General features: G+C 34.2%; 23 protein-coding genes, 1 tRNA gene and 1 other RNA gene. 6 read left to right on the top strand and 19 right to left on the bottom strand.

The annotated features are described in order from the left end of the window. Positions 1-11: 11 nt before the first annotated feature. The 3 genes from LDP15_RS02690 to LDP15_RS02680 form a co-directional block, all read right to left on the bottom strand. Complete coding sequence (locus LDP15_RS02690; RefSeq protein ID WP_015426592.1) at positions 12-593, bottom strand: hypothetical protein; 582 nt, start codon at positions 591-593, stop codon at positions 12-14. A gap of 197 nt (positions 594-790) precedes the next feature. After that, the gene (gene carB / locus LDP15_RS02685; protein WP_225513476.1) at positions 791-3,985 is read right to left on the bottom strand and encodes a carbamoyl-phosphate synthase large subunit; all 3,195 of its coding nucleotides are present in this window, start codon (positions 3,983-3,985) and stop codon (positions 791-793) included. A gap of 311 nt (positions 3,986-4,296) precedes the next feature. After that, on the bottom strand, positions 4,297-4,770 hold the full coding sequence (locus LDP15_RS02680) for a glutathione peroxidase (RefSeq protein WP_015426594.1): 474 nt from the start codon (positions 4,768-4,770) through the stop codon (positions 4,297-4,299). Between the two features lie 182 nt (positions 4,771-4,952). Here LDP15_RS02680 and LDP15_RS02675 point away from each other — a divergent pair, with 182 nt between their 5' ends. Continuing rightward, positions 4,953-5,582, top strand: a complete 630-nt coding sequence (locus LDP15_RS02675) for a glycoside hydrolase family 73 protein (RefSeq protein ID WP_015426595.1) — start codon at positions 4,953-4,955, stop codon at positions 5,580-5,582. Positions 5,583-5,623: 41 nt separating this feature from the next. Here LDP15_RS02675 and yoaB read toward each other — a convergent pair whose 3' ends face one another. Both yoaB and LDP15_RS02665 read right to left on the bottom strand, forming a co-directional pair. After that, the gene (yoaB, locus tag LDP15_RS02670; RefSeq protein WP_225513477.1) at positions 5,624-8,260 is read right to left on the bottom strand and encodes a cation-translocating P-type ATPase; all 2,637 of its coding nucleotides are present in this window, start codon (positions 8,258-8,260) and stop codon (positions 5,624-5,626) included. Positions 8,261-8,518: 258 nt separating this feature from the next. Next, positions 8,519-9,241 carry an epoxyqueuosine reductase QueH gene (locus LDP15_RS02665; protein ID WP_042230432.1) on the bottom strand — a complete coding sequence of 241 codons (723 nt, stop codon included), beginning with the start codon at positions 9,239-9,241 and terminating at the stop codon, positions 8,519-8,521. A gap of 445 nt (positions 9,242-9,686) precedes the next feature. On the opposite strand from LDP15_RS02665, the gene LDP15_RS02660 reads away from it, so the two are divergent. After that, complete coding sequence (locus LDP15_RS02660; RefSeq protein WP_015426598.1) at positions 9,687-10,241, top strand: TMEM175 family protein; 555 nt, start codon at positions 9,687-9,689, stop codon at positions 10,239-10,241. A gap of 182 nt (positions 10,242-10,423) precedes the next feature. Beyond that, positions 10,424-11,182 (top strand): TraX family protein, encoded by a 759-nt coding sequence (locus LDP15_RS02655; RefSeq protein ID WP_042230434.1) that lies wholly within the window; start codon positions 10,424-10,426, stop codon positions 11,180-11,182. A gap of 66 nt (positions 11,183-11,248) precedes the next feature. Here the strand turns inward: LDP15_RS02655 and LDP15_RS02650 are convergent, their stop codons facing one another. From LDP15_RS02650 to LDP15_RS02615, 8 genes are all read right to left on the bottom strand, one after another. After that, on the bottom strand, positions 11,249-11,602 hold the full coding sequence (locus LDP15_RS02650; RefSeq protein ID WP_015426600.1) for a DUF1304 domain-containing protein: 354 nt from the start codon (positions 11,600-11,602) through the stop codon (positions 11,249-11,251). Between the two features lie 96 nt (positions 11,603-11,698). Beyond that, positions 11,699-12,127, bottom strand: a complete 429-nt coding sequence (locus LDP15_RS02645; protein WP_003130484.1) for a universal stress protein — start codon at positions 12,125-12,127, stop codon at positions 11,699-11,701. A 119-nt stretch (positions 12,128-12,246) separates the two neighbouring features. After that, positions 12,247-12,408 carry a hypothetical protein gene (locus LDP15_RS02640; protein WP_003130483.1) on the bottom strand — a complete coding sequence of 54 codons (162 nt, stop codon included), beginning with the start codon at positions 12,406-12,408 and terminating at the stop codon, positions 12,247-12,249. Between the two features lie 29 nt (positions 12,409-12,437). Next, positions 12,438-12,839, bottom strand: coding sequence for an arsenate reductase (thioredoxin) (gene arsC / locus LDP15_RS02635; RefSeq protein ID WP_015426601.1), 402 nt, complete (start codon positions 12,837-12,839; stop codon positions 12,438-12,440). A 196-nt stretch (positions 12,840-13,035) separates the two neighbouring features. Continuing rightward, positions 13,036-13,125, bottom strand: a tRNA-Ser gene (locus LDP15_RS02630). Positions 13,126-14,374: 1,249 nt separating this feature from the next. Next, positions 14,375-14,932: a hypothetical protein gene (locus tag LDP15_RS02625; protein WP_015426605.1), complete on the bottom strand. Its 558-nt coding sequence runs from the start codon at positions 14,930-14,932 to the stop codon at positions 14,375-14,377. Between the two features lie 889 nt (positions 14,933-15,821). Beyond that, positions 15,822-16,180: a transfer-messenger RNA gene (gene ssrA, locus LDP15_RS02620) on the bottom strand. 197 nt (positions 16,181-16,377) lie between these two features. Beyond that, positions 16,378-16,713 carry a putative DNA-binding protein gene (locus tag LDP15_RS02615; protein WP_003130477.1) on the bottom strand — a complete coding sequence of 112 codons (336 nt, stop codon included), beginning with the start codon at positions 16,711-16,713 and terminating at the stop codon, positions 16,378-16,380. Between the two features lie 184 nt (positions 16,714-16,897). Here LDP15_RS02615 and LDP15_RS02610 point away from each other — a divergent pair, with 184 nt between their 5' ends. The 3 genes from LDP15_RS02610 (at position 16,898) to LDP15_RS02600 (ending at position 19,691) form a co-directional block, all read left to right on the top strand. Next, positions 16,898-17,608, top strand: a complete 711-nt coding sequence (locus LDP15_RS02610; RefSeq protein WP_015426608.1) for a response regulator transcription factor — start codon at positions 16,898-16,900, stop codon at positions 17,606-17,608. Further along, on the top strand, positions 17,598-19,151 hold the full coding sequence (locus tag LDP15_RS02605) for a cell wall metabolism sensor histidine kinase WalK (RefSeq protein WP_015426609.1): 1,554 nt from the start codon (positions 17,598-17,600) through the stop codon (positions 19,149-19,151). Before LDP15_RS02610 ends, LDP15_RS02605 begins: the two co-directional genes overlap by 11 nt. 99 nt (positions 19,152-19,250) lie before the next feature. Then, positions 19,251-19,691, top strand: a complete 441-nt coding sequence (locus LDP15_RS02600) for a DUF4395 domain-containing protein (protein WP_225513479.1) — start codon at positions 19,251-19,253, stop codon at positions 19,689-19,691. 7 nt (positions 19,692-19,698) lie between these two features. Here LDP15_RS02600 and LDP15_RS02595 read toward each other — a convergent pair whose 3' ends face one another. The 6 genes from LDP15_RS02595 to LDP15_RS02570 all read right to left on the bottom strand — a co-directional run bounded on the left by LDP15_RS02595 (position 19,699) and on the right by LDP15_RS02570 (position 24,445). Next, the gene (locus LDP15_RS02595) at positions 19,699-20,406 is read right to left on the bottom strand and encodes a GntR family transcriptional regulator (protein WP_003130471.1); all 708 of its coding nucleotides are present in this window, start codon (positions 20,404-20,406) and stop codon (positions 19,699-19,701) included. Positions 20,407-20,597: 191 nt separating this feature from the next. Then, on the bottom strand, positions 20,598-21,650 hold the full coding sequence (locus tag LDP15_RS02590; RefSeq protein WP_012898057.1) for a BMP family protein: 1,053 nt from the start codon (positions 21,648-21,650) through the stop codon (positions 20,598-20,600). A 258-nt stretch (positions 21,651-21,908) separates the two neighbouring features. Continuing rightward, the gene (locus LDP15_RS02585; RefSeq protein WP_015426611.1) at positions 21,909-22,301 is read right to left on the bottom strand and encodes a cytidine deaminase; all 393 of its coding nucleotides are present in this window, start codon (positions 22,299-22,301) and stop codon (positions 21,909-21,911) included. Further along, positions 22,288-22,950 carry a deoxyribose-phosphate aldolase gene (gene deoC / locus LDP15_RS02580; protein ID WP_015426612.1) on the bottom strand — a complete coding sequence of 221 codons (663 nt, stop codon included), beginning with the start codon at positions 22,948-22,950 and terminating at the stop codon, positions 22,288-22,290. The genes LDP15_RS02585 and deoC overlap by 14 nt, the downstream gene beginning before the upstream one ends. Before the next feature lie 12 nt (positions 22,951-22,962). Next, a complete protein-coding gene (locus tag LDP15_RS02575) occupies positions 22,963-23,151 on the bottom strand; it encodes a hypothetical protein (RefSeq protein ID WP_015426613.1) in 189 nt (62 codons plus the stop codon). 1 nt (position 23,152) lies between these two features. Next, positions 23,153-24,445 (bottom strand): pyrimidine-nucleoside phosphorylase, encoded by a 1,293-nt coding sequence (locus tag LDP15_RS02570; protein WP_015426614.1) that lies wholly within the window; start codon positions 24,443-24,445, stop codon positions 23,153-23,155.

Raw genomic sequence — 24,445 nt, 5'->3', positions numbered from 1 at the left:
TTTTCTCCCTTCTATGGTCCTGTTACAAGTGTCGAGGTAATCGTTGCTTTATAAGAACCTGTAACAATTACTCTAGTTGTCCCATCTACTGTTAGTTGGGCTGTCACAGCACCACTATTCATCGTTCCATTCGCTCCCGTTCCACTTCGCAAAACAACACCATTCTGTTTGAAAATGTTGACGTTGGAACTTCCAATAAGTTTTCCGTCAGAACTATTCGCTACTGAAACATAAAAGCCAGTCGCTGGTAAAACGATAGTGTTAGATACTAAAGTAAAGTCCGAAATTGATTGTTGAAGAGAAAAACTTGTTGATGTTCCAGATAAATTAACAATTTTAATTGCTGCATCTCCCGTTGCATTGCTATTGATTACTGAAGAGCTTGCTGTTTGAGTGCCAAAATTAAAATTTGGAGCAGTAAGAGACCAAGTGTTTGTTGTTGGTGCAGTCACATTAATATAGGCATTCGCTACTGAATTTTGACTGTCTATAGCAGTATCTGCTGAGATGGGCCTTTCGACAAATAAAAGGAAGGAAATATTAATAAAAAAGAAACTTAAAATGAATATTTTTACTTTATTTTCTCTAGTCATTCACCTACCCTCTTTCAATATTTTGTCGTTTATAAATTACTAAGTAGTCTATATATCTTTTATAACCTTTTTTCTAACTCAAGTCTAATAAAACGCTTTCTTTAATACATGTGTACGAATATTAATACATAATTGAAGTAATTTTTGTTTTTTTATTTAAAAATAAAAAAAGCCCCGTTTGGGACTTCTTTATTTTTTTAAATATTTTTAGTTGTAAAACTACGACTTTGCATTACTTTTAAAATTGCAGCAACAGTATCTAGTGATGTGAAAAGTGGAATACCGCGACTAATTGCTTCTTGACGAATACGGAAACCATCGGTAGCCGTTGTTAATGAGGCACGAGTATTTCCCATTGTGTTCACAACTGCTTGAACGCGTCCATGACGAATATCTTCAACTAATGTTCCTTCTTCATCTTCTCCACCAGCTAGTTTTTCAACTTCACGGACATAAAGTCCATTTTCCTTAAAGAATGCTGCAGTTCCTTGAGTTGCAACTAATGAATAACCTATTTCTGCGAAATCTTTAGCAAGTGCTAGCGTTTCTTCTTTATCTTCATCAGCAACTGTGAATAAGACCGAACCATAATCTGCCATGTGTAGTTTAGCGGCTTCAAATGATTTATAAAGTGCTTTTTCAAGGGTCACATCTGAACCCATTGCTTCACCTGTTGATTTCATTTCTGGACCAAGTAAGCTGTCAACTTTTGCTAGTTTTGTAAAGCTAAAGACTGGTGCTTTCACGTGAACCATATCAGGAGTTTCTGCTAAGCCTTCTGTGTAGCCTAAATCCTTCAAGTTTTTCCCTAAAATCATTTGTGTCGCCAATTGTGCCATTGGAATGTTTGTCACTTTAGATAAAAAGGGAACAGTCCGTGACGCGCGTGGATTTACCTCAATGACATAAACTTGTTCTTCAAAAATAACAAATTGAATATTCATCATTCCGATGCAGTTCAAACCAATTGCTAATCGTTTAGTGTAATCAACAATTGTATCAATAATTTCTTGTGAAAAAGTTTGGGGTGGATAGACAGCCATTGAGTCACCTGAGTGAACCCCTGCTCGTTCAATATGTTCCATAATTCCTGGAAGAAGAACTTCTGTGCCATCACAGATTGCATCGACTTCACATTCACGTCCTTGTAAATAAGAATCAACGAGTACTGGATGTTCAGGTGAAGCTTTTACCGCACGATTCATGTAATCACGCAGGTCTTTTTCATTATTAATGATTTCCATTGCTCGACCGCCCAAAACAAAAGATGGGCGAATAAGGACTGGATAACCAATTTTATTGGCGTTAGCAACAGCTTCTTCTTCATTTGTTGCTGTAGCTCCTGGTGGTTGTGGAATCTCTAAATCTTGTAATGCTTTTTCAAATAAATCTCTGTCCTCAGCACGGTCTAAATCTTCAACTTGCGTTCCTAAAATTTTAACCCCAGCTTTAGAGAGAGGTTCCGCTAAATTGATAGCTGTTTGTCCTCCAAATTGAACAATCACACCTTCTGGTTGTTCTAAGTCAATGATATTCATCACATCTTCAAAAGTTAGTGGTTCAAAATAGAGCTTATCTGAAATTGAGAAATCTGTCGAAACGGTTTCTGGATTAGAGTTGATGACAATGGCTTCTTTTCCAAGGGCTTGAAGTGCTTTTACACAGTGAACTGTCGCATAATCAAATTCAACTCCTTGTCCAATACGGATGGGACCTGAGCCGAGTACAATTATTTTCTCTTTGCTTGAACGTTTGGATTCATTTTCCCATTCATAAGTTGAATAGAAGTAAGGCGTTGAGCTTTCAAATTCAGCTGCGCAAGTATCAACCATTTTGTAAACTGGAATAATTTGATTTTCTTGTCTACGACGTCTTACTTCTTCTGGACTAACGTTCCATAATTTGGCAATCTGACGGTCAGAGAATCCGTTCTTCTTAGCCATTTTTAAGAGTTCTGGTTCAAATATATTTACTTTTAATTGGTCTTCAATTTCGACGATATGGAGTAATTTATCAAGAAAGAAAATATCAATCTTGGTTAAATCAGCAATTTCTTCAATCGGAATTCCACGACGAATCGCTTCTGAAACATAGAAAAGTCGGTCATCTTGTGTTTTAACCATTTTTTCATAGAGGATTTCATCATCTGCTTCTTGTGCTTCTTGTAAATCATTATGAAAAACACCAATTTCAAGTGAGCGTACAGCTTTTAGAAGACTTTCTTCGATGTTACGTCCAATTGCCATGACTTCGCCTGTTGCTTTCATTTGTGTTCCTAGGTGGCGGTCACCATTTTCAAATTTATCAAATGGGAAGCGAGCGATTTTTGCTACAACGTAGTCAAGTGCTGGTTCAAACATGGCATAAGTTTTATTAGTGACTGGATTAATGATTTCATCTAGTGTCATCCCAATCGCAATTTTAGCAGACATTTTTGCAATTGGATATCCTGTTGCTTTAGAGGCTAAGGCTGATGAACGACTTACTCGTGGGTTAACTTCGATTACTCGATATTCATAAGAGTGTGGGTCAAGGGCAAGTTGAACATTACATCCCCCTTCAATTTTTAGGGCACGAATAATATTTAGTGAAGCGTCACGAAGCATTTGATATTCGTTATCTGAGAGCGTTTGGCTTGGTGCGAAAACGATTGAGTCACCTGTGTGAACTCCAACTGGGTCAAAATTTTCCATATTGCAGACAACAATCGCATTGTCAGCAGAATCACGCATAACTTCATATTCGATTTCTTTATAACCAGCAATTGATTCTTCAATTAGGCATTGTGTTACTGGAGAAAGTTTTAGTCCATTTGCCACAATCTCACGAAGTTCTTCTTCGGTATCACAAATTCCTCCACCTGTTCCACCCATGGTAAATGCTGGACGGACGATGATTGGATAACCAATTTTGTTAGCAATTTCAACTGCTTCATCAACCGTTGTTGCAATATCACTGGCACAGAGTGGCTCACCAATTCTTTCACATAATTCTTTAAAGAGCTCACGGTCTTCTGCTTGGTCAATGGCGCTTAATTTTGTTCCAAGAAGTTCAACATTAAGCTCTTCAAGAATTCCTGTTTTGGATAATTCCATTGCCATGTTAAGTCCTGTTTGTCCACCAAGTGTTGGCAATAAGGCATCAGGACGTTCCTTACGCAAAATTTTACTGACAAACTCTAAAGTAATTGGTTCAATATAGACAGTTTCAGCTATTTCTCTGTCAGTCATGATTGTTGCTGGATTTGAATTGACTAAAACAACTTCGTAGCCTTCTTCTTTAAGTGCAAGACAGGCTTGTGTTCCTGCATAATCAAATTCTGCGGCTTGACCAATAATGATTGGTCCAGAACCGATAATCATGATTTTTTTGATATCATTGCGTTTTGGCATTTGTTTTCTCCTTTGTAGTAAAGCATAACTTCGTTGCAAATGATTCACAACCCGCTTCGCTCCTTGCGCACTTTATTTTCAACATTAAAATGTCATAAATAAAGCAAAAACATCTGCCAGAAACCTAGCAGATGTGTCCTAAAATGCCTTAGCAACTTACTGACAGTTCTGTCAGTAACTTTTAAGGATAATATTTCTTGTTCACAACCTTGCTAGCCTCTCTGGACTAGATTAAAAGTTTTATTGTTTATTAGTTTAGCAAAATAATTGAGCTTTTACAAGTTTTAAAACACTTTTCCTTAAGAAATTAATTAAAGTAATTTTTGGATTTCTTCTTCCATTTCTTTAGGTTCCGTTTTTGGCGCAAAACGTTCAATAACATTTCCTTCTCGGTCAATTAAAAATTTTGTGAAATTCCATTTAATGGTCCCGCTAAGTGCCCCTTTTGCTTCTTTTTTCAAAAATTGATAAAGGGGATGTGCTTCTTTACCATTGACTTTAATTTTTTGAAACATGGGGAAAGTGACTCCATAATTTAACTGACAAAATTCATTAATCTCCGAATTTTCGCCAGCGTCTTGATTAGCAAATTGATTACAGGGAAAACCTAGAATTTCCAATCCTTGGTCTTTATAGTTTTCATACAACTTTTCAAGTCCTTCAAATTGCGGTGTAAAGCCACATTTACTTGCAGTGTTGACCACAATTACAACTTTACCTTTAAAATCAGACATTGAAACAGTTTCGCCGTTCATTTTAACGGCACTAAAATCATAAAAATTCATTTGATTGCCTCCATGGCTTTTATTTAATTATTTATTGACAATACCGATTCTGTCAGTAAAAATTTATGGCTGTCAGTAAAATTTTACTGACAGAAATTTTATCGCTTACTTCTCAACTAATTTTAGTATAACAAATATTGATTTTTAAGCCAAGAACTTGAATTTTATGTTAAACTATTTTTATGAAATATAAAACTCGACGAAGAAAACCAAATCGACGTCAATCCTTGTTAAAACAGCTCATCATTATTTTCCTAGTTATTTTAGGAATCTTAGTCTATAATAAAATTTTTAATAACCAAGCACAAAAGCCGTCTGAAGCACAACTTCAAGAAATTAATGAACATAAATTCATCAAAGAAATTGCTCCACTCGCTCAAAAATCACAAAAAGAAAGTCAAGTACTCGCTTCTATCACCATTGCTCAAGCCTGTCTTGAGTCTAATTTTGGCAAAAGCGAACTTGCAAGCAAATATCATAATCTTTTTGGTGTCAAAGCATCTGGTGATGTGCCAAAGGTTTCGCTTGCTACGCAAGAATATGAAAATGGTCAGTGGGTCACTGTCCAAGGTGTTTTCCGTGTTTATCCAAATTTTGCTGATTCAGTTTCGGCACACACCCAGCTTTTCCTTTACGGAACAACATGGAATTCTAAACAATATGCTTCGGTTCTTAGTGCAACTGATTATAAAACTGCTGCTAAAGCCGTTCAAAATTCTGGCTATGCAACAGACCCCACTTATGCTGACAAACTTATCAATATGATTGAAACTTATCATTTAAATCAATATGATAAAAATTCAAGTATTTAAAAATCACTGACAGATTTTTGTCAGTGATTTTTTTTAAAATTTTAATGTTTTTCAAAAACACCTTTAATTGACTTGAGAATTTCCATACAGATTACAGCAATTACGGCAAGTCCTGCTGCTACAATCCATTGAGACCAACCAAAAGCAGCTGGAATTGAGAAAATTTCTCTGAGGAATGGAAGAGTAGTCAAGCTGTATAAAGCAAGACAGAAAGTCACAGCCATCAAAACGTACTTATTCGTTGTAAAACCAAGTTTTAAAATATTTTGTGAATTTGAACGTGCAGCAAAAGTTTGCAAAGTACGTGCCAAAATCAAAGTTGTAAAGGCCATAGCCACACCCATTTCAGGTGATATTTTTTGTCCAACATATTGTGAAATAATCGCCGCAATCCCAATCAATGAACCACGAATCAAAATAACCCGCATTAACCCATTGGCAAAGATTCCTTCATTTAACTGACGAGGAGCTTTTTCCATAACATCTGGTTCTGCTTTTTCCATTCCTAAGGCAATTGCTGGGACAGAGTCATTGACCAAGTTAATAAATAAAAGTTGCAAAGCAGTAAATGGATTGACCCAGCCCACGACCAAAGCAAAGACAATCGCAATAATCGCTCCTAAGTTTCCAGAGAAAAGGTAACTAATTGATTTTTTGATATTATCATAAACCACACGACCAATTGATACAGCAGAAACAATTGATACGAAATTATCATCAGTCAAAATCATACTTGACGCATCTTTTGCTACATCTGTTCCTGAACCCATTGCAATCCCAATATTAGCTTGTTTCAGGGCTGGAGCATCATTTACACCATCACCAGTCATCGCGGTTACTTGATGCTCATTTTGCCAAGCACGAACAATCCGAATTTTATTTTCAGGAGAAACACGAGCATAAACCGAAATCTTTTCTAAGTTTTCACGAAGTTCATCCTCAGTCAGTGCGTCAAGTTCTTGACCAGTGAGCGCCATATCTCCTTCGTTCATCAAACCAATATCTTTGGCAATGGCTTGTGCTGTCGTTTTGTGGTCACCCGTAATCATAATCGTTTTAATGCCGGCTTTTTTTGCTTCGACAATAGAATCATAAACAGCTTCACGAGGTGGGTCAATCATTGCTGACAGACCAATCAGAATCAAATCATTTTCGTCAGTAAGTGTGAGTTCAGTCTTATCATCACTGACAGGTTTGTAAGCATAAGCCAATACACGGAGCGCTTTTTGACTGAAAACTTCATTTTGAGCTTGAAATTTCTCTTTCAATTCAGGAGTAAATTCTTGCACTTTTCTATCCAAGAAAACTTGATTACAGCGATTAAAGAGTACATCTGGGCCACCTTTAACAAAAATTGTTTTCTGACCTTCAAAATCATTGATTGTACTCATTAATTTACGTTCTGAATCAAATGGAAATTCAGCCAGACGTGGTGATTTTTCTCTTAAATCTTGATATGGATAGCCGATTTTGTCACTGTAAGCAATTAAAGCCACTTCAGTAGGGTCACCAAGTAGCTGACCTTCTTGTGAAAATGATGAATCATTACAAAGTACCATTGCATTAAGTAACAATTTTTGGTCTGCCTGTGTTAAATCTGTCAGTTCTTTACTGCCTTGCGTTGGCAAGAAAGAATCAACAACGGTCATTTTGTTTTGAGTCAAAGTTCCGGTTTTGTCAGTACAAATGACCGAAGTTGAACCCAATGTTTCTACAGCTGGCAAATTACGCATAATCGCATGCTGTTTTGCCATTTTATTTGTTCCAACAGATAAAACAATTGTAACAACTGATGAAAGAGCTTCAGGAATTGCAGCAACCGCAACTGCAACTGCAAACATGAATGAATCAAGAACAGCCTTTTGCATATCAGCCGTTTGATTTGTCGTAAAGAGTCTCAAAATTTGAACAGCAAAAATTAAAGCACAGAGCGCTAAAATTGCCCAACCTAATTGTTTACCAAATTTTTCCAATTTTTGTTGAAGTGGCGTTTGTTTAGCTTCCGCAGTTTCCAACATTTGAGCAATTTTACCAATCTCGGTTTGCTCAGCAATTGCTGTTACAAGAAAATCTGCTCGTCCATAAACAACAAGACTTGAACTGAAGACCATATTCTTGCGGTCACCAAGTGCAACTTCTCCCTCAATGACATCTGAAAATTTTTCAACCGGTTCAGACTCACCTGTCAGCATTCCTTCTTCGACACGTAAGTTTTGAACATCAATTAAACGTCCATCTGCTGGAATAAAATCACCGGCCTCAAGTGAAACAATATCGCCAACAACAAGCTCACGCGCAGGAATTGATGTTTTCTCTCCATTACGTAAAACTTTAGCTGAGGGTGCCGACATCTGTCTCAAAGCATCTAGAGAACTTTCTGCTCGTTTAGTTTGCACGACTGCGACCACTGAATTAATCATCAAAACAATGAAAATAACAAGTGATTCAACAAATTCTCCCAAGAAAAGTTGGACAAAAGCAACTAAAAGTAAGATGATAACCATTGTGTCTTTCAAAGTATCAATAAAAAGTTCCCAAGTTGAAGTTTTTTTCTTTTCTTTCAATTCATTGAAACCATCTTTAGCTTGACGATTTTCAACTTCTTTTGGGCTCAAACCTTCGAATTGACTTTTAGTTTTCTCTAAAACTTCATTGACGGATTGATTGTAAGGCTGCATAATGATTCTCCTTTATTTCTAACTGATATCATGAGAGGTTTTACAAAAAAAGACCTCTGCCAGATATCAAAACTGGCAAAGGTCTTGCTAAACATACATAAGTATGTCAACAAAGCCGGTGAGAATCTCACGAATTGACGACTTTGTTTCGGTCTTACCGACGCTACTCCCCTTTGGAATATTTAAGTTACCCTCATTTTATTAAAAATGGGCTCTTTTGTCAAGTTATTTTCTTATTTTTTAAATACAAATCTATGATTATGATTGATTTCTAATAAATTTAATAGCTTCTCGATTCTGTTCTTTTAAATCAATCCCTTGTGCTTTAGCGGCAAAAATACATCCACAATAACATTGACGATAAACATCGTATTCTTTACACATCTCTACTGAACGTTTATAACCATTATTCTTCTTAAAATCACTTGGAAGATAATTCACATCATAAATCTTTTGAATGTCAAGACCAATTTCATTAATTAATTGGCTATTCTTCTTTGGTGATAAAGTCAAAGCACTACCAAAATAATCAAAACCAAGTTCTAAAGCTTTCTCAGCAACTATATCCAATCGCATTTCAAAACAAGAGGTGCAACGTTTTCCACCCTCAGGTTCATTTTCTAAATGTTTTTGACGAACCATTTGTAAAAAGACATTTGGTTCATATTCGGCAGCAATAAATTGAACATTATTTCCTGTCCGTTCATTAAAATCGTTTACAAATTGTTCTTGAACCATTTTTCTTCTTGTATATTCAGTTGACGGATGAATATTTGAATTAGCAAAATAAATCGTCACATCAGCTGATTTTGTCAAATATTCTAAAGAATAAGTGCTACAGGGAGCGCAACAGCTATGAAGTAAAATTTTAGGACGAACAGAATCTCTTTCCCAACTTTCCCGAACTTTTTGAAAAACACGATCATAATTTATTTTTTGATTAGGATTCATTTTTTCAATGATATTTAAACTATTTTCCATCATTACATCCTTATATTCTCTCTATTTCTGTCAATTATTATATCACATTTTGAAATAAAAAATGACCTCTTTCAAGAGGCCACTATTGGTTATTATATCTGTTAAATCAAATTCTTGGAAATTTGAAAAATCTAAGAGATATTGGATAAGATAATTCTACATATTTTCGAGTTTGCTTTCAATACCATTTATTGATAACTTTTGTTAATCACAAAAATAATCTACTCACTAAAATAACTGATTTTTCTTCTCTCTAAACTTTTCCAATAAAATACTTGCAAATGGTGGAAGTGGAACAGTGGAATTTTATCAAGTTTTGCCAGATGGGTCTTTCTATCTAGTCACTCGTGATTCAACTAATAACACCTATATAAGATATTAATAAAAAGCTAATAAGCTCTTTCTATAACAGAGTTTATTAGCTTTTTTTGCTATAATTATAAGTATGAATAAAAGCAGAATAGAGGCGCTTACTGACGGAATATTTGCCGTAGTAATGACCCTAACAGTTTTAGAATTTAAAGTTCCAGAAGATGGAAATCTTTTTTCACCAAATGTATTACTTATGCTCCTTATTTATATCACTACTTTTGTTGCTCTTGCTTCCATTTGGAACTCACTGCACCATGTAATGACATTTATCAAATCAAATAAAATTGATGAGTTAATTCTCTGGTCTAATCATTGGATTCTACTTATTGTTTGTCTCTTTCCCTTTTCAACTGTTGCACACGCAGAACATCCAAACTCTTTGACTGCAAGTTTAGCCTATGTTTCAACCTATTTAATTCCTTGGATTAGTTTGATTGTTTTCAGTCAAATAATTTATAAACAATACAATGGGAGTGCTACTCTTCGAACGAGAAATCTGGAAAGAATTAAAATCTTTCTAGTCTTTTTACTACCTGGAGCTCTGATATCACTTATTTGGTTGTACGCTCTGCCAATAGTGACTATTTTAATGGCAATAAATTGGGGAAGACATAGCAATTTTGATTAAGCGTCTAAACAACGCTTTTTTTATTACCGTTTTGCGATTTATAAATTTCTTGACTCCAAACAATTTATTTCTGAAATATAAATGAGTATTTCCTCAAAACTGACCTTACATAAACGTAAGTTATACCTTTTATTTTCCATATTAAAATAGATAGGTAAAATATATTTTTGTGAGGTACTTTTTTGAAACAACGTTTTGGTTTATCTGGCTATCAACTTAAAATAATAGCAATCATATTCATGCTACTTGACCATATTTACCTAGAAGTTCTTCTAGGACTTCCTGGGATACCCGATTTTTCTATCTTAGATATGGCATCCCAATTCGTCTCTCCTCTCTTCTTTTTTCTAATGATTGAAGGGTTCTTTTATACCCGAAGTCGAAAAAAATATCTAACACGCCTTCTAGTTGCTGGAGCAGTCATGGCTCTCGGAAATTTAGTCATACATTATCTCATGAATGTCTCCATAAGCTTTTTTACCATCCTTAATCCAAATATCTTTCTGAGTTTAGCCTGTGGTTTTGGTGCTGTATGGCTCCTTGATACTATTATAGAAAAGAAGAAAATATTGCTGATTTTTCCGCTCATTTTCGTTTCAGCTCTCTCAATATTTACTGAAGCAAGTTTAGTTGCTCTAATCCTTCCATATTTAATGTACGCATCACGTAAAAGTGGAAAAGATTGGATTCTTTATATTGGTACACTACTTTTATCAATCTTATTTCTTCTACAGGCCTTTTCTTTTGAGACTTCCATGTCGCTTTGGCAAAGTATTTCTCTTAACCCAGAATTCCTAATCATCACCGTTCTTCCTTTTATTTACCTATACAATGGCAAAAAGGGTGGTCGCTCTTCAGCCTTTGAAAAATATTTTTTCTATGGTTTTTATCCAATTCATATCTGGATTTTATTTATTATTGGTCACTTACTAAACCATTAAATAAATTTGAAATAAAAAAACGCTAATCGCAGCGCTTTTTTATCCTTAAAGAAGTTAATTTTAGGTTCAAAGCGATAGCAAAAGAACTATTAAAGTTACAAGTGCCGGTAAAGCTTGAACAAATAATATTTTTTTCGTCACTGTCAAAGCACCATAGATTCCAACTAAGGTGACAAAAAGCATCGCAATAATAAAAACGGAAGTAGCTGCATTCATTATGGCTAGTAATATAATTATCAAACCAAAACCAAGATTATAAATCCCTTGATTGGAGAGCGCAACCTGCAATGTCTTATTTTTTAATTCAGATTCATCAAAACCAAAAGCGTCAGCTTGTAACTTTGTTCCTCCAAACATCTCAATAAATCCAAACAATAAATGCTCTATTCCTACAATAATTATTAAAATAAGTGATATCATAAATTTCTCCTCAACTAGATTATATCAGTATAAATTAGATATAAAAAATAAAAAGAACTATCACTAATGATAGGCCTTTTTATTATAAACTGATTCTTATCCTTGAACGATAGTTACACCACAAGGTGCATGATTGACAACATAATTCGTCGTAGATCCTGCAAGTAATCTATCAAACGCTCCTGCTCCTGTTGCCCCCATGACAATTAAATCAATATCGTTTTCCTTAGCATATTGAACAATTTCTCGTTTTGGAGAACCCGATAAAATTTGCGTTTTGAATTTAGATTCTGCTGGAATAATAGAGCCTACTTTGAGTAAAATATCATTTGCCAACTTATCCAATCCTGGAGTCTCAACAATACCATAGTTAGCAATGCCATAATATCGCACTAAATCTTTAACGGTCAATACAATTAACTCCGCTTCAGACCATTGCGCTAACATCACTCCTTCTCGAACCGCATTATAAGCTTGGTCAGAACCATCGACAGGAACTAATATTTTTTTATACTGTTTCGCCATAATAATACCTCCACCTATTCTTATAATTTTATTATAATACTATCACTAACAAAATGAAAGCGATAAACATTATATAATAAATGAAAATAAAAAGCTGACCGAAATCAGTTAAAACTTATTTATTTTTTATATGCTTTAAGTTCTTCTTCTTTAAAATACAATTGTTGACTTCCGTTAAACCTAACTAAGATTCCTGCTTTATTTTCAGCGATTACTGTACCGATAATTCCTTTATATCTTGTTTCTGGTAAATTTACTAATTGTCCGATTTTATACTTCATTTTTACTCCTTTTTAATAGATAAAATAAATCATTTTTCAATCATTTTAACTTGTCCTTTTATTAAATCTCTTGTTTTTCTAAACTCAGCCAAAATTTCTGATTCTGTCCCTGTCGCACGAGCAGGGTCTTGTAAGTCCCAGTGTTCGTGATTAACTCCTTTAGGAATCATCGGACATTTATCAAGAGCATCTCCACATAAAGTAATTATCAAATCACATTCATTAAAATAATCTAAATCAATTAGCTCAGATTTCTGAGAAGAAATATCTATTCCCTCTTCTGCCATTACTTTAACTGCACGGGGGTTTAAACCATGCATTTCTATCCCTGAGGACCGAACCTCCCACCCTTCCAAAATTTTATGCCCATAACCTTCGGCAATTTGAGAACGACAAGAGTTACCTGTACAAAGAAAATATACTTTTTTCATAATAATGCTCCACTTATTTTTATTAACATATTATATAATAATTTATATTTTTTCTCTTAGTTGACTATTCCACCTTTCAACGATGAGAAGCTGAGGGACAGTAATAACATGAAAAAACCACCATTGGTGGGCCATATAAAGAAATCTTCAAATAGGAAGATGATGAATAAGACAACCAATATACATTGGCTGCCTAAGGAGGATGTGGGGTTCGAACCCACGCACGCTCTTACACGCCTGACGGTTTTCAAGACCGTTCCCTTCAGCCAGTCTTGGGTAATCCTCCATTGATTGATAAAGTATATCATTAAGGAATACTATCATTAGTTAATAATAGGTAATAGTAATAGGTAATAATATTAGTGATAAAATATTTTTAGTTTAATAAAGCTAGTCGAGTTAGTTTTATTGTTACTCATTTACAGGGCTCTCATTCTTAGCAAGTTTGAGTCTTTTGTTAGCTTTTGTTAACGACAAGATATTTTATCTAGTGTTATAATAATCATTGCCAAAGAAAACTATTTTTTTGACTATATTTGCTATTTACACATTATCTTTTTATAATCAGAATCCGGCCAATTTTGAAATAATTTCTTCTACTATTTTGTTGTCTAGTAGAGGTTTTTTATTTTCTTCATCAATATATTGTGAACTAAATTTATATTTTGATGACTAGTATTTGAATTTCCCTATCCTTCTTATAATTCCAATTATTTTGTAATCACAATGCTTAAAAAATCTCAATCAATAAATTAGAAACAGTGTCTAAGAACATGCATCGTATCATACTAATTTTATGAAACTTATTATTCGTTTAAGCTAGAATTGATAGAATTATAATGTACCATTCTAAAATATAGAAATCATGATTTATTTTTAACTTAAAAGATCTGGTACACATCAATTCCACTAGTTTTTAAAATTCTAGCGGTTTTTCTTATAAAAAAGCGTCTAAAGTGATAGACGACTGGAATAAATTCATTACACACTTCTTTTCTTAATGAATAATAAAAAGACGTCTAATAAATTTAAACGTCTTGCTACACACTGAAATATCTTATAGAATAAAAAACTTATAGAATAAATTACTTTATAAGACAGAAATTGGTGCATAGATAATTCAATTATATGAAGTTGTATAGATATTTTCAAGTAAAATGGTCGATTATAAAAATAAAAATGGCAGCAGATGACTGACATTATATTTATAGTTTTAGTTTTATTTAGATTAAATCAAACTTTGTAAGTAGAACTTTATCTGTTCATTTTTACTTATTTATCGTTGTTTTAATATGAATTAGTGTATTTCATAGGTAACACGGAATAAACTGCACAGAAATATTGGTGAAGTACAGCAGCTATATTTGATTATAGCAAGTATAAGCCCAATTATTCTCATACTTTTTGTTTACACGATGATATCTAATAAATCGCTAGATAACTTATCTTGCACAATCATTTGTATATTAGTTATTGCTTTCGCCACATTGTTATAAAAAAATAAAATAAAACCCTGACCGAAGTCAGGGTTATTTTTAATAATTCGGTTCAGAATATGCGTTAAATGCGATACCCTCATTTTTCCATCCGGCTTTTATTAGATAATTTCTCTCATAAGAACTCATTGTAAAGTGATGCGAACCTACCTTTGCATTTGGATTATATAAACGGTAAACAGGTACACCAGTATTGGCCTTAGCAACTGGGAATGTAAAGTTTTCCCCATCATTGCTCCAGCCAACCGAAACAAGGCTCATGACTTCAAAATTACTTGTTGTATAATGATGATCTCCTGCATTTGGATTATATAAACGTTGTACAATTGGATAGCCACTATATGGAGGTTTGACCTGAGGAGCATAAAATGCGACTCCTTCAGCTTTCCATCCCTCTTTCTCTAAAACAACTATTTCCCAACCAGAAGGCGTGAGTAAGTGTTCACCTGTGTTAGGATTGTAAATTCTAAAAATTCTAGTATCAAATTTTTCTTCGGAAGGCTGTTGTGCTGTATCAGCGGAAACTTGATGTGCATTAATAACCCCTCCTGTTATCAATGCCATTGCTGCTAAAATTACTAAACCAATTTTTTTCATAATATCCTCCTAGATATTCTCCTAGACATCACATTTATATATATTAAACAAGAATCCTCAAATATATTGTGTGTCTTTTAATAATTCAACGATTAGAGTATATCACTTTAAGCTAAACATTACAAAAATAAACCAATTTCGTAACCAAGACAATACAACAACTAAAAATGCGTACATAAAAAGCGCCATAGGTGGTGATTGAAAGTATTTATTAAAGAATTTCTTTTGGAAAAAATTATTTAAAAAGTTTTTTTATTAAATGAATAATAAAAAAAGTACCTGGGCTAGAGGCACTTAAGAATGAATCTATAAAAAGATTTTTTTACTATAATTATTATACCCTTTTTATGCTCATTTCTGAAATAAATTTTTTACAAAAGGAGAATGCTCAGAGGGCAGGTATTAGTTTATCAATAGATTTTATTTGCTATAAAAAGCACTAAGCTCATAAGAACCAAACTAATATCACGATAAAAACTATACTCGTTATTTTTATCGTGATATTTTCCATTTGTTTTAATTCATCAAATTTCAGTTTAAGATATTCAAAGTAAAAGAGATTAAACCTATCAGAATTGACGCATTTAGACACATTCATGCTAGCTTCCTTTTTGATTCAGGTATGACTTTTAAACAAGTTTAATATAGATTAGGATATTCTGATTAAAAAACTACTATTAATGTTTATACACATATCACAGAATTCACTAAAGATAATATCGAAGATAAATTCTCTACATACATCGACTTTTAACGAGCTAAAAAGAGCTAGTTTTTCTATACTTTTTTGGGTATGGTTCTGCTTTTTATCCGATTATATCGGATTAAGAAAAACAAAAATCGCTCTATTGAACGATTTCTAATACTGTTGGATTCTATAAAATCCATTCAATGGAGGCGAGGGGAGTCGAACCCCTGTCCAAACACCTTGCTACATCAACGTCTACAACCATAGGACTTTCTCAAATTTAACAAAATGCCAAAGCCAGTCTCAAACAGCGACATTTTGCGGGGCTTTAAATCTCTTTTGCTGCGTCAAGCCTCCACAACAACGTATCTGACTAAAAGTTTAGGCCGTCAAATTGCCATCAGTGAGCAAAAATCAGGCACGCATGGTGCTGTTTAGGCTGCCATTGCGTAAGTTTGTGTATTATTTTTAGCAGTTATATTTATCTGCGGATGATTATCCTGATCCCTCAGCAGTTGCAGTTCATGCGCGACAATGCCTGTCGAATCCGTAACGCCCCCAAATTTAAGGAGAGACCTACTGATTATTCTGTCAGTAATTCTTTGAACCTTGAAGTCTAATTATAGCATATTTTAACTTTTCTGTCAGTAAAATTTCATTAAAGTTTGTATTTTATATGAGAAAGGTGAGCTGACAGATTCCTTTATCATTTGATTCAAAGCTGTCAGTAATAAAAAAATTTCTGTCAGTAAATTCTTTAAAACTCTTCTTCATCAATTTGTTGAATTTCTTGTAGTTTAGTGATTAAATATTGGTCAGTAGAATATTTTTTCATTAGCTCTTCTAATAATTGATTACGAACCACATAATTACTAAAAAGGTGTAATTTTTCTTCGTAGCTTTCAAGTACTTTTTCTGTTCTTTTGATATTGTCATAAACAGCTTGACGACTGATATTAAATTCTTCAGCAATCTCTGCCAAACTATAATCATCGGCATAATAAAGTTCAATGTAATTCATTTGTTTATCAGTCAAAAGTGTCGCATAAAACTCAAAAAGAGTATTCATTCGATTCGTTTTTTCGATTTCCATAAGCTCTATTATAACAAAATTTATATCATTTTTTATGTTTATTCATTATTTTCTAATTGATGATTTAAAATAATAAAATGTAATTTTTTTATCTTTATCAAAGTCTAAGTATCCATTATTTTTTTTAGCTAAAATTAATAATTTATTCTATACAAAACTCCCTGTTTTCGTTATAATTAAAAGTATGAAAAAAATTTTAATTGCTGATGATGATCGGGCAATTTTGACCCTTTTATCTTATAATTTTCGGCAAAATGATTACGAAGTAACTATTGTATCAGACGGGAAAAAAGCTTATGACAAAGCTCGTAAAAATCCCTTTGATTTACTTCTACTTGATTTAATGATGCCCGAATATTCCGGAATTGAAGTCACCCAAAAACTTCGTAAAGAAGGTAATTTTACACCAATTTTAATTTTAACTGCTCGAGATGATGATGAAATGAAACTGACAGGGCTGTCAGCAGGTTCTGATGAGTATTTAGATAAAACGACTCCAATGAAAGAAATCATTGTCAGAGCCGATGCGCTCATTCGCAGAAATCAAATGTATAACCAAGCACCCTCCGAAACTGTCAGTGAATCTTTAGATGAAAGTCCTTCATCATTAGTTACTGACAAATTGGTCATTGATTTTATAAAAAAAGAAGTCACTTTTGACGAAAAAGTTTTAGATTTAACCAAACGAGAATTTGAAATCCTTGAGCTCTTAGCTAAAAGAGAGGGGAAAATTGTCAGTCGTGAAGAACTCCTACAACATTTTTGGGGAATTTCAGACACTGCTGAAACCCGCACCATTGATGTGCTCATTTCTAAAATTCGTAAAAAATTAAATAATCATTATATCAAAACAAAACGAGGATTCGGATACTATTTTGAAGAAAATGAAACTTAAACACATCATGCTTATGACGGTCCTATATATTATTGCGACCTTAAGTTTGGTGATTCTATCGAACCAAAATATCTTAGAAAATGATACAAATCGAGTATTAAAAACAATAGATAAAATACAACTCTTTTTAGAAAAACATCCTGATAATCCTCTGCCAGATAATTTTGAACATCTTCCAAAGAATACAGTAAATTCGGATACTAAAAAAATTAAAAAGGGTGCGACTTACGCACGTAGTTTAGATTCTCAAGAAATAACCGTGACCAGTCCCATATTTAGCGAGGGTCAAATTAACGGTTATCTAAAGGTTACAGAAAATCGTACCTCTACTTTCTTTACAGATTTTGCCATTATCATTTTTGCAATTTTATTTTACTTGGCTGTCGCCATCCAAGTTTTACGTTCTGCTCAGAGAGCTTATGTTTTTCGAGAAAATACCGTTGCTAAAATTAAAAATATCGAGCGTAGTCCATTAACTCAAAGCTATTTGATGAATGAGAACGACGATAAAATTACAACTGAGCTCAATAAATTGGGCGAAAAAATTCAGAAACAAGCGCTCTCTCATACTGAAAAGAAAGAAAATCTCTACGAATTTATTGAATTTTTCCAATTTCCGATTTTCATTTATAATAATAAAGGAAAAATTCGTCGGACCAATGCTTCTTTCAAAAATGAATTTTCAGATACTGAAAATCTAGATATTTTCAGCCCCTATGCTGATTTCTTAAATTTTCTTGTTGATAAAATTTTACATCCTGATATTCAAGAAAAACTTTTCTATTTTGAAAAACTTGGGGCTTATTATCAAGTCCGTATCACTCCTTTACCTGATTTGGATAGTCGATTTATGGTGACTATGATGGATGTTAGCTCTTATCGTCGAACAGTGGATGCCCACAATGCTTTTATTGCTAACGTTTCTCATGAATTAAAAACTCCCCTTACTTCTATCAAAGGCTTCGCTGAACTTCTGGAAACAGATTCAATTTCAAGTTCTGACACAAAAAATTTCGCATCAATTATCAATAAGGAAAGTTCACGCCTGATGGATTTAGTTCAGGATACACTGCTTTTGACCAAACAAAATCATCGAATTGATAAAAAGAAAATTAATCTTTCAGCTTTGATACAAAATATTCTCCAAAGCTCAGGACCACAAATTAATGAAAAATCACTTCATTTAGAATCCCAAATTGAAGAAATCACTTTTAAAACCAATGAACAAATGGTTCATAGCATTTTTGAGAATTTGATTGAAAATGCAATTAAATACACTCCAGCAAATGGACAAATTTTTGTCAGCTTACATCTTGAACAAAATAAAGTCATTTTCAGTGTAACTGACAATGGTCCTGGTCTTAGTGAAATTCAAAAAGAGCGAATTTTCGACCGCTTCTACCGGGTTGATGAAAGTCGTGCAGAAGTTAATGGAACAGGTTTAGGACTTGCTATCGTTGAGAAAAATGTTCAAGAGCTTCACGGAACAATTGACGTTGTATCCATTCTTGGAAAAGGGACAACTTTCACCGTAAATCTCTAATTGAAGCCTTCAACAAATTTACTTATCAAATTAAAAAATTCTTATAACCAAAACTCTCCAATTAAGATAAAATCAATTTATCAAGATTGGAGAGTTTTTATGGCTAAATATACATTTCAGGGCATTCCTCGCCCACTCGTTCGTACTAATCAAACTTTTATTGTTCTCAGTGTCATTTTGGCAGTCATCACTCATTTCTATTGGATTCTACTACTTCCTATTCTCGCTGGACTATCTGGCATTCTTTTCGAGAAAAATTTTATTATTTTAATCGCCAAAAGCTTTCTAAAGAAGAAAGCTTCAGAATATGTGCTCGAAGATAAATCAGACCTTCGCTTCAATCAAATTATCGCTACTGCTCTATTAAGTGCTAGTTTGATTTCCTCAATCACTAATCATCCTATCTTAGCAATAATCTTTGCAGCTTTTGTCTTTCTAACCGCTTCTATTGCTTTAAGTGGTTTTTGTATAGGATGTTGGATTCATTTTCAACTTCGTCAGTACAAATATCGTCGGCAAGTAAAAAAAGGACTTCACTAAGTCCTTTTTATCTTTCCAAATAAAACTCAAAACGGTCACCAACATATTGAGATAAGACATATTCAAAAGCTGTGCCATCTGTTAAATAAGAAACCTGAGTTAAGCCAAGAATAGCAGCTCCAACTCTTGTTTTTAAATACTCTGAAACCTCTGTACTGACTCTTTTAGCTGAAACAATCTGTTCACTACGACCAATCACATGTCCGTGACTTTCTAAAGTTTTAAAGAAGTTACTCGTAATTTCTTTTTTATCAAAAGATTTGACCAATTTGAAAGGAATACTTGCCACTTCATAACAAATTGGAACATTATCCGCATAACGAATCCGCTCCATTCGGATGATTGAATCCTTTTTGGTGATATTTAGTTTTTCACATTCAACCTCATTTGGCGCCGTTCTAATATAACTCAAAACTTCTGTTGAAGGAACTTTACCTTGTGAGCTGATAATTTCTGTAAAGGAAGTTGTTCCACGCATTTTTTCACGAACACGTCGGCTAGCAACATAAGTTCCAGAACCCACACGACGGTCAAGAATTCCTTCATCAACCAAGGCTGTTACCGCTTGTCTTGCTGTCATTCGACTGACAGTAAAGCGCTCAGCCAAATCACGTTCGCTTGGAAGACGTTGTCCAATTTTCCAGATGCCTTTTTCAACTTCATCTTTTAAGGCATCATGTATTTTTACATAATTCGGTACTGATTTTCTTGCCATAGTTCCCCCTAACTAAATAATAACAATATATACCACTTTAATATCTGTCTACCATTATATCACAGTTCATATGACTTACAAATAAAGAACATTTAAAATAATCGCAAATCTTATCTTCTATTAGCTTTTAATTTATAAAAAAAGAATTAGTTAATATAACTAACTCTTTTTTATCTTTTATCAGTATTCAATTATTTTGAAGGAACAGTGATTTTTCCATCAATAATATCTGCTTTTGCTTTAGCAACTGCATCTTTGATTTCTGAATTTGCACTGTCAAGTCCTAAGTTAACCCCACCATTTTTAAGGTCATAAGTAACGATTGTTCCACCAGGGAATTTACCATCTTTAGTCTTGTCAGCGATATCTTTTACAACATTACCAACTTCTTTGATTGTTGATACAAGTACAAAGTTAGAATCTTTACCGTCTTTAGATTTGTATTTTCCAAGATATTCTTGGTCTTGGTCAACACCGATAACCCAAACTTTGTCAGCCTCATTTTTAGTTGAGTTCAATGCTTTAGCTTCACTGAAGACACCAGTTCCTACACCACCAGCACATTGATAAACTACGTCATCACCAGCACCGTACATAGCCGCAGCAATTGTTTTACCCTTGGCCGCGTCAGAGAAAGATCCCGCATATTGAACATCAACTTTAATATCTGGGTTTACAGATTTAGCTCCAGCTTCATAACCTTTTTCAAAACGTGTAATAACATCTGATTGCATTCCACCGATGAAACCAATTTTGTTAGTCTTAGTTGCTTTTGCGGCAGCTACACCAGCAAGGTAGGCACTTTCGTTATCAGCAAAAGTTGCTGATGCCACATTTTTTTGGTCTTTGATGACTGAGTCAACGATTACAAAGTTAGATTTAGGATTATTTTTTGCTGCAGCTGATGTTGCATCTTGTAAAGAGAATCCGATACCAAACAAAAGTTTGTAGCCTTGTTGTTCCGCAGAGTTATAGTTAGTTGTATAATCTGAAGCAGAGTTAGATTGGAAATAAGTGTATCCTGTACCTTTTTTCAGGTTATTTTCTTTCCCCCAGCTTTGAAGACCTTCCCAAGCGGATTGGTTAAATGAACGGTCGTTTACACCACCAGTATCGGTGACGATTGCTGCTTTAAGGTCAGTTTTTGCTTTACCTGATCCGGCTGCGTCATGTGAACGGCATCCTGCAAGGACTGCGACTGATGCAAGTGCGAGAGCACTAACTGCGATTACACGTTTTTTCATGGAAAGGGTATCCTCCGAGTTTTGTTTGGCTAAATATAGCTTAAGACTATTTTAAGATATATTTAGCCTTTTTGCAAGTCCAAATAAGCTGAATATCCCTTTTTCTCGCTAAATGTTCGGAAATAACCTATCAATTACTAAGAATTATTCATATTTATCAGTAATTACCATTTTTACATTTTTTAAAAGAAAAAAGTTAAAGCGCTTACTTTAGTTACAAATTAATATGCTACCTATTGATAGCATATCAATTTTATTTTAATCAAGATTTTTGAAAGAATATGGTAAAAGTTCCTCAACTGAAGTTTCTTTTACATCTTCATTTTTAGAAATCAAAAAAACTGGCATATCTGCTGGACAAAATTCTGCAATAACTTGTCTACAAGCACCACAAGGGCTAATTGGTTCTTCTGTTTCTCCGAATACATAAAGAGCATCAAAATCTTTCAGGCCTTCTGATATTGCTTTAAAAATAGCTGTTCGTTCAGCACAATTAGAAAGTCCAAAACTAGCATTTTCAATATTACAACCTGTGATAATTCGACCATCAGTTGTATGAAAAGCTGCTCCTACAGGAAAATGAGAGTAGGGAACATATGCCAAACTCGCCGCTTCGCGTGCGGCAGCAATCATTTTTTTAGTAGTTGTCATTTGAAGTCAGACCTTCCATAATTGCAACGCCGGCCGAAACACCAAGACGTGTTGCACCAGCATCAATCATTGCTTTTGCTTCTTCAAGATTATGAACTCCACCAGAAGCCTTAACTCCCATATCTGGGCCAACCGTTTGACGCATTAATTTTACATCATGAACAGTCGCTCCACCTGTTGAGAAACCTGTTGAAGTTTTGACAAAATCAGCACCAACTGATTTAGCAATTTGGCAAGCTTTAATCTTTTCATCGTCAGTTAAAAGGCTTGTTTCAATGATAACTTTAAGAAGTTTATCACCTTTTACTGCGTTGACAGCTGCGATATCTGACTCAACAAGATTCCAATCCTTAGATTTGGCTGCGCCAATATTAATGACCATGTCAATTTCATCAGCACCATTTTCAATAGCGTTTTTAGCTTCAAAAGCTTTGAGTTCAGAAGTATTAGCACCTAAAGGAAAACCAATTACTGTACATACTTTAACGTCTGAGTCTTTAAGTTCTTGACTGGCATAACTTACCCATGTTGGGTTAATACAAACGCTCATGAAATCATATTTTTTTGCTTCATCAATTATTTGTTGAACTTTAGATTTGGGAGCATCGGCTTTAAGAATAGTATGGTCAATATATTTATTAATTTGCATTTTATGTTCTTTCTATTTTTTTAATCTTAAGTAAATCATTCCAACGATGAGATAGACTACAACGAAGATAATGATAAAAGCAATAAGTTGAATAAGCCAACCAAAATTTTGTAAGTACAATTTGGTCGCTGCTCCAGCCAAAGCTGACAAGATGACTTGCAGGGCCATGACAGGTGTTGGGATTTTTAAATCATTTTTCATCTTATCTGATAATTTCTAGAATTTCTTTTTGATGAACTTGTTGATCACTAATGACCAAACTGTCATTAAATTCAGCAACTAATTCGTCAGTAATTTCGCGGTTGGAATAAAGCTGAGCAATGACTTCACCGGCACTCACCTTATCTCCTACCTTTTTCGTAAGAGTAACACCTGCTTCAAAATCAATATCATCAGTCTTAGTTGCACGTCCTGCTCCTAATTTCATAGCAAGAAGACCAATTCCTAAGGCTTTTTCTTCACTAATAAATCCTGATTTATCTGCTTTAATTTCCACTTGATATTTTACTTGAAGAGGGGCTGTCAAATAGTCAAAGGCAGTTGGGTCACCACCTTGGGCCTTGACCATTTCAACAAATTTTCCGTAAGCTAAACCATTAGTAAAATGCTCTAAAATTTCAGGAATTGATTTTTCAAGTCCCGCAAGTTGCAGCATAATTTGGGCAAGTTCCGCAATAAATTCTTGGAATTCCTTTGGTGCTTTTCCTTGTAGAGTATGAACTGCTTCAGTCATTTCATTTCGATTTCCGATAGCAAAACCAAGAGGCTGACTCATATTTGTGATGACAGCGACGGTTTCTCGTCCTACAGATTTACCAAGGTCAACCATTGTTTGAGCGAGAAGGCGAGCATCTTCAACTGACTTCATAAAAGCCCCATCTCCTACAGTTACATCTAGTAGAATGGCGTCAGAGCCTGCGGCAATTTTTTTGGACATGACAGAACTAGCAATTAGAGGAATAATATCAACAGTTGCTGTGACATCTCGAAGAGCATAGAGTAATTTATCGGCTTTAACAAGTTCATCGGATTGCCCAATTATGGCAATTCCTGTTTCTTTGACCTGATCAATAAATTCTTTTTCCGTTTTTTCAAATTTGAAGCCAGGAATTGATTCCAATTTGTCCAAAGTTCCTCCCGTATGTCCAAGCCCACGACCAGACATTTTCGCAACAGGAACCCCAAATGACGCTACAAGCGGAGCTAAAATAAGTGTTACTTTATCACCCACTCCACCAGTAGAATGTTTATCAACCTTGATTCCGGCAATATCAGTCAAATCGAATTCTTTTCCTGAATGAACCATTGCCAGCGTGAGATGAGCAGTTTCTTCTGTAGTCATCCCTTTAAAATAAATTGCCATCGCAAGTGCTGACATTTGATAGTCTGGCACGATTCCTTTGACATAATTTTCAATCATCCAATCGATTTCAGCTTGGCTAAATTCACCACCATCTCTTTTCTTTTGAATGAGATCAACCATCCGATAGGTCAT

This window comes from Lactococcus sp. SK2-659, assembly GCF_020218185.2.
GTDB lineage: Bacteria > Bacillota > Bacilli > Lactobacillales > Streptococcaceae > Lactococcus > Lactococcus lactis.
Note: the sequence above shows the minus strand (reverse complement) of the source record. Positions and strands in the feature narration are given on the sequence as shown.